This is a genomic window from Vibrio sp. 1069, from assembly GCF_033340555.1.
In genome coordinates this window covers 1-736 of sequence record NZ_JAWOWP010000319.1, presented here as the reverse complement: position 1 = coordinate 736, position 736 = coordinate 1, and the positions used below count along the sequence as shown (strand labels likewise).

Here is a 736-nt window from a genome sequence, read left to right as displayed (position 1 = left end):
CGGCGCTTCTCTAGACGCTAAGAGCTTCGCAGCAATCGCTAAAGCAGCGGCAGCAGCTAAAGCTTAATTTCGCTTTTTATTAAGCGGAAATAACAAAGGGATGCATCACGCATCCCTTTTTGTTTGTGTTGTACCGTCGGAGTACCTAATAGAAAGTTCCGACCTACGCTGGCTCGGCAATTTTCACGGTTGGTTTTTTCGCGAGCTCCGCACTGGAATCCTTCTTATAAAGGTTCTCGTAGCAGTAATTTGTTGCTTCAATGTAGCCTTCTACACTACCGCAATCAAAGCGCTGACCTTTAAATTTGTATGCCAAAACACAACCAGATTGAGCTTGTTGCATCAGCGCATCGGTGATTTGAATCTCGCCACCTTTGCCCGGTTCTGTATTTTCAATCAGTTCAAAGATATCAGGTGTCAGAATGTAGCGACCAATAATCGCTAGATTGCTAGGTGCAGTGCCTGGCTCTGGCTTTTCAACCATGTTATCAATGCGGAAGATATCATCTTTGATCATCTCGCCAGCAATCACACCGTATTTATGCGTTTCTGATTCCGGCACTTCTTGCACCGCAACGATTGAACAGCGGAACTGTTTGTACAGCTCAACCATTTGCGCTAATACGCCCTGCTCTTCATTCACACACAGGTCATCTGCTAGTACAACAGCAAATGGCTCATCACCCACCAACTCACGACCAGTCAAGATAGCATGACCAAGACCTTTCATCTCACG

1 protein-coding gene is annotated in these 736 nt (G+C 45.9%); it reads right to left on the bottom strand.

Annotation, left to right across the window (positions count from 1 at the left end; genetic code table 11):
- Window positions 1–163 precede the first annotated feature (163 nt).
- The coding region (locus R7040_RS26245) for a UTP--glucose-1-phosphate uridylyltransferase (RefSeq protein WP_318097549.1) at window positions 164–736 on the bottom strand (573 nt) is incomplete at its 5' end.